This is a genomic window from Pseudomonas sp. GXM4, from assembly GCF_008923895.1.
In the GTDB taxonomy this organism is placed as follows: domain Bacteria; phylum Pseudomonadota; class Gammaproteobacteria; order Pseudomonadales; family Pseudomonadaceae; genus Aquipseudomonas; species Aquipseudomonas atacamensis.
On sequence record NZ_WBRZ01000370.1, the window covers coordinates 1 to 4,284 of the forward strand.

General features: G+C 59.9%; 5 protein-coding genes. All 5 read right to left on the reverse strand.

The window, feature by feature from the left end:
• Positions 1–33: 33 nt before the first annotated feature.
• Positions 34–1,023: a sulfate/molybdate ABC transporter ATP-binding protein gene (locus F8N49_RS25990; protein WP_016772244.1), complete on the reverse strand. Its 990-nt coding sequence runs from the start codon at positions 1,021–1,023 to the stop codon at positions 34–36.
• A gap of 3 nt (positions 1,024–1,026) precedes the next feature.
• Positions 1,027–1,899, reverse strand: coding sequence for a sulfate ABC transporter permease subunit CysW (cysW, locus tag F8N49_RS25995; RefSeq protein WP_041477435.1), 873 nt, complete (start codon positions 1,897–1,899; stop codon positions 1,027–1,029).
• 12 nt (positions 1,900–1,911) lie between these two features.
• Positions 1,912–2,730 (reverse strand): sulfate ABC transporter permease subunit CysT, encoded by an 819-nt coding sequence (gene cysT, locus F8N49_RS26000; RefSeq protein WP_016772245.1) that lies wholly within the window; start codon positions 2,728–2,730, stop codon positions 1,912–1,914.
• 126 nt (positions 2,731–2,856) lie between these two features.
• The gene (locus F8N49_RS26005) at positions 2,857–3,870 is read right to left on the reverse strand and encodes a sulfate ABC transporter substrate-binding protein (RefSeq protein ID WP_024011134.1); all 1,014 of its coding nucleotides are present in this window, start codon (positions 3,868–3,870) and stop codon (positions 2,857–2,859) included.
• 139 nt (positions 3,871–4,009) lie between these two features.
• A complete protein-coding gene (oscA, locus tag F8N49_RS26010; RefSeq protein ID WP_007917682.1) occupies positions 4,010–4,192 on the reverse strand; it encodes a sulfur starvation response protein OscA in 183 nt (60 codons plus the stop codon).
• Positions 4,193–4,284: the final 92 nt, after the last annotated feature.

The window sequence follows — 4,284 nt, forward strand, 5'->3', positions numbered from 1 at the left end:
GTAGGAGCTGCCGAAGGCTGCGATCTTTTGCTTTTAGAGGTTAGCGACTTTCTGCCAGACCTTCGGCTTGAAGAACAGGGTTTCACCCTTGGCCAGACCGATCAGGCTGTCGTGATCCTTGACCACTTCCGCTTCGATCAGATCGGTCTGCCCCTCCACTTTCAAGGTCACCCGGGTAGTCGCGCCCAGCGGGCGGATATCGCGCACTTCAGCGGCGTGGTGATCTTCCAGCTCATGCTTGGACAACGATACTTCGTGCGGGCGGAACAGCACATGGTTGTCATCGCTCAGCAGCAAGCGGTTCGAGTCGCCGAGGAAGTGATAAACGAAGTCGCTGGCCGGGTTTTCGTAGACATCGCCCGGTGAGCCGATCTGCTCGATCACACCCTTGTTCATCACCACGATGCGGTCGGCGACTTCCATCGCTTCTTCCTGGTCGTGGGTCACGAACACCGAAGTCAGGTTGATATCTTCGTGCAGCCGCGCCAACCAGCGCCGCAGTTCCTTGCGCACCTTGGCGTCGAGGGCGCCGAACGGTTCATCCAGCAGCAGCACTTTCGGCTCCACCGCCAAAGCACGGGCCAGGGCGATACGCTGACGCTGGCCACCGGACAACTGCTCCGGGTAGCGATCCGACAGCCAGTCCAGTTGCACCATGTTCAGCAGTTCATGAACCTTGGTGGCGATCTGGCTTTCGCTCGGGCGCTGGTTTTTCGGTTTCATCCGCAGGCCGAACGCGACGTTGTCGAACACTGTCATGTGGCGGAACAAGGCGTAATGCTGGAAGACGAAACCGACGTTACGATCACGCACATCGTGGCCGGAAACGTCCTCGCCGTGAAAAACGATGTTGCCCTGATCCGGGGTTTCCAGACCGGCAATAATGCGCAGCAAGGTGGTTTTGCCACAGCCCGACGGACCAAGCAGCGCGACCAGCTCACCGCTGTGGATATCCAGGCTGATGTTGTCCAGCGCCTTGAACGCGTTGAAATTCTTGCTGACGTTACGCACTTCGATCGACATGAATTATTCCTCCGCGGCGCTGGCGCGCAGGCGGTTGATACGGTTTTCGCTCCACTGCTTGAGCAGCAGGATGAAGAGCGCCAGGATCAGCAACAGGCTCGCCACGGCGAACGCGGCCACGTGGTTGTATTCGTTGTAGAGGATCTCGACGTGCAGCGGCAAGGTGTTGGTCACCCCGCGAATGTGCCCGGAAACCACCGACACCGCACCGAATTCACCCATGGCCCGCGCCGTACACAGCACCACGCCATAAATCAGGCCCCACTTGATGTTGGGTACGGTGACGTGCCAGAACATCTGCCAGCCGTTGGCTCCGAGCAGGCGCGCGGCTTCTTCCTCTTGGGTGCCTTGTTCCTGCATCAGCGGAATCAGTTCACGGGCCACGAACGGCACGGTGACAAAAATCGTCGCCAGCACAATGCCCGGCAGGGCGAAGACGATCTGGATGTCGTGATCCTGCAGCCACGGCCCGAACAGGCCTTGGGCGCCGAACATCAGCACGTAGACCAGACCGGCAATCACCGGCGACACCGAGAACGGCAGGTCGATCAGCGTGACCAGCATGCTCTTGCCACGGAACGAGTATTTGCTCACGCACCATGCCGCACTGACGCCGAACACCAGGTTCAGCGGCACCGAGATCAGCACGGCGAACACGGTGAGTTTCAATGCCGAAAGCGCGTCCGGCTCAAAGATCGCGGTGAAGAACGCGCCGAGGCCGTTTTTCAGACCTTGCGATACGACGATGAACAACGGCAGCAGCAGAAACAGGAAAAAAATCAGCCAGCCAAGACCGATCAGGACTCTGCGCGAAGTGGCGCTGCCACGGCGCGCTGCGTTGGCCGAAGAGGCGGCCGCAATGGACGATTGGGACATGTTCGCGCCTCCTTATGGGGTTTCGATGCGCCGCTGCAGCAAGTTGATCAGCAGCAACAGGATGAAGGAAACCACCAGCATCAATACGCCGATGGCGGTAGCGCCGGTGTAATCGTACTGGTCGAGTTTGACCATGATCAGCAGCGGCAGGATCTCGGTTTTCATCGGCATGTTGCCGGCAATGAAAATCACCGAACCGTACTCGCCGACGCCACGCGCGAACGCCAGCGCAAAACCGGTCAGCCAGGCGGGCAGCAAGGCCGGAACCAGAATGTGGCGAAATACCTGCCATGGCTTCGCACCCAGGCACGCCGCCGCTTCTTCGACTTCACGGGGAATATCGGCCAGCACCGGCTGCACCGTGCGCACCACGAACGGCAGCGTGACGAAGGTCAGCGCCAGGGTGATGCCCAACGGGGTGTAGGCGATTTTGAAACCGAGGTCGGCAGCGAACTGCCCGACCAGCCCGGCCGGCGCGTACAGCGCGGTCAGCGCGATACCGGCCACAGCTGTCGGCAGGGCGAACGGCAGATCGATCATCGCGTCGATCACCTTGCGTCCGGGGAAGGTGTAGCGCACCAGCACCCAGGCCAGCAGCGTGCCGATGATGCCGTTGATGATCGCCGCACACAGCGCGGTACCGAAGCTCAGCTTCAATGCAGCCAGCACCCGTGGTGCGGAGATGATCGTCCAGAACTGATCCCAGGTCAGCTGGGCGGCATGGACGAACATCGCCGCCAGCGGGATAAGCACAATCAGGCTGAGGTACACCAAGGTGTAACCCAGCGTCAGCCCGAAGCCGGGTATGACGGGGGAGATACGACGCGACATAAAAGTCCCTGGTTGAAAACGCATCAATGTGGGAGCGAGCCCTGTGGTGAGGGGATTTATCCCCTCACCACAAAAGCTCAGTCCCACATGTCATGTGCCCAGACATCGGGCCGGTTGAAGGCGAGATTACTGCGCCTGATAAATCTGGTCGAACACGCCACCGTCGTTGAAGAATTTCGGCTGTGCGGATTTCCAGCCGCCGAAGTCCTTGTCGATGGTCACCAGTTCCAGTTTCGGGAACTGCTGGGCGTACTTGGCCGCTACGTCCTTGTCACGTGGACGATAGAAGTTTTTCGCGGCGATTTCCTGGCCGGCCGGGCTGTACAGATGCTTGAGGTAGGCTTCGGCGATCTGCGCGTTGCCCTTCTTCTCGGCATTCTTGTCGACCACCGCCACGGGTGGTTCGGCGAGGATCGACAGCGACGGCACGACGATGTCGAACTTGTCTGCGCCGCCGTCTTCTTTCAGCGCCAGGAACGCTTCGTTTTCCCAGGCTAGCAACACGTCGCCCTGACCGTTGTTGACGAAGGTAATGGTCGAACCACGGGCGCCGGTGTCAAGGATCGGCACGTGCTTGAACAGGGTTTGTACGTATTCCTTCGCCTTGGCCTCATCACCGCCGTTGGCTTTCAGGCCATAGGCCCACGCGGCGAGGAAGTTCCAGCGCGCACCGCCCGAGGTTTTCGGGTTCGGCGTGATCACCGAAACGTCGTTCTTGACCAGATCGCCCCAGTCCTTGATGCCTTTCGGGTTGCCCTTGCGCACCAGGAACACGATGGTCGAGGTGTACGGCGTGCTCGCTTCCGGCAGACGCTTCTGCCAGTCGGCGGGCAGGCTCTTGCCGAGCTTGGCGATTTCGTCGATGTCGCCAGCCAGGGCCAGGGTCACCACGTCAGCACGCAGACCGTCGATCACCGCACGGCCCTGCTTGCCCGAACCGCCATGGGACTGCTGGATTTTCACCGTGTCGCCGGCATGGTCCTGCTGCCAGAATTTGATGAATTCGGCGTTGTATTCCTGATACAGCTCGCGCGTCGGGTCATACGACACGTTGAGCAGCTCGTAATCCTTGGCAACGGCGGAACCGGCAAACACGGCGCTGGCCAGCGCGGCCAAAGCATAACGGCGAATCGACGACATGGTGAAAGCTCCTGGAATTCCTGGTGGTGGCTTGTTCTTATGTATTGCTGGAATCGGGTCCCGTTGAAAGATCGCCACCTTCGCCAGCTCCTGCACACAGCCCCCTGTAGGAGCCGCCGAAGGCTGCGATCTTTTGATTTCAGCCCGGTTGCTTACCGGGTTGCTGCAAACGGAATTTCTCTTTGCGTTCGATCTGTACGACTTGCGCGTTGTGCACAGTGATCTCCACCGCGCCGAACCGCAGATCGCGCAGGGCGCTCTGGATTTCCCGCAAGATGGTGCTTTCGTCCTGACCGTCAACGCTGCGAAGGGATGCGCTCATGGTGCTGCTCCTTTGAAGGGGGTTTGCCTGGCAGTGGGCGGCACTGCGTTCGGCGTGGGAGCAATATAAGAGAGGCATGGATATTCTTAAAA

What these genes read in the sequence shown, in the direction of transcription:
- oscA (WP_007917682.1), bottom strand. Translation starts at nt 4,192, where the DNA reads ATGAGCGCATCCCTTCGCAGCGTTGACGGTCAGGACGAAAGCACCATC.
- cysT (WP_016772245.1), bottom strand. Translation starts at nt 2,730, where the DNA reads ATGTCGCGTCGTATCTCCCCCGTCATACCCGGCTTCGGGCTGACGCTG.
- cysW (WP_041477435.1), bottom strand. Translation starts at nt 1,899, where the DNA reads ATGTCCCAATCGTCCATTGCGGCCGCCTCTTCGGCCAACGCAGCGCGC.
- F8N49_RS26005 (WP_024011134.1), bottom strand. Translation starts at nt 3,870, where the DNA reads ATGTCGTCGATTCGCCGTTATGCTTTGGCCGCGCTGGCCAGCGCCGTG.
- F8N49_RS25990 (WP_016772244.1), bottom strand. Translation starts at nt 1,023, where the DNA reads ATGTCGATCGAAGTGCGTAACGTCAGCAAGAATTTCAACGCGTTCAAG.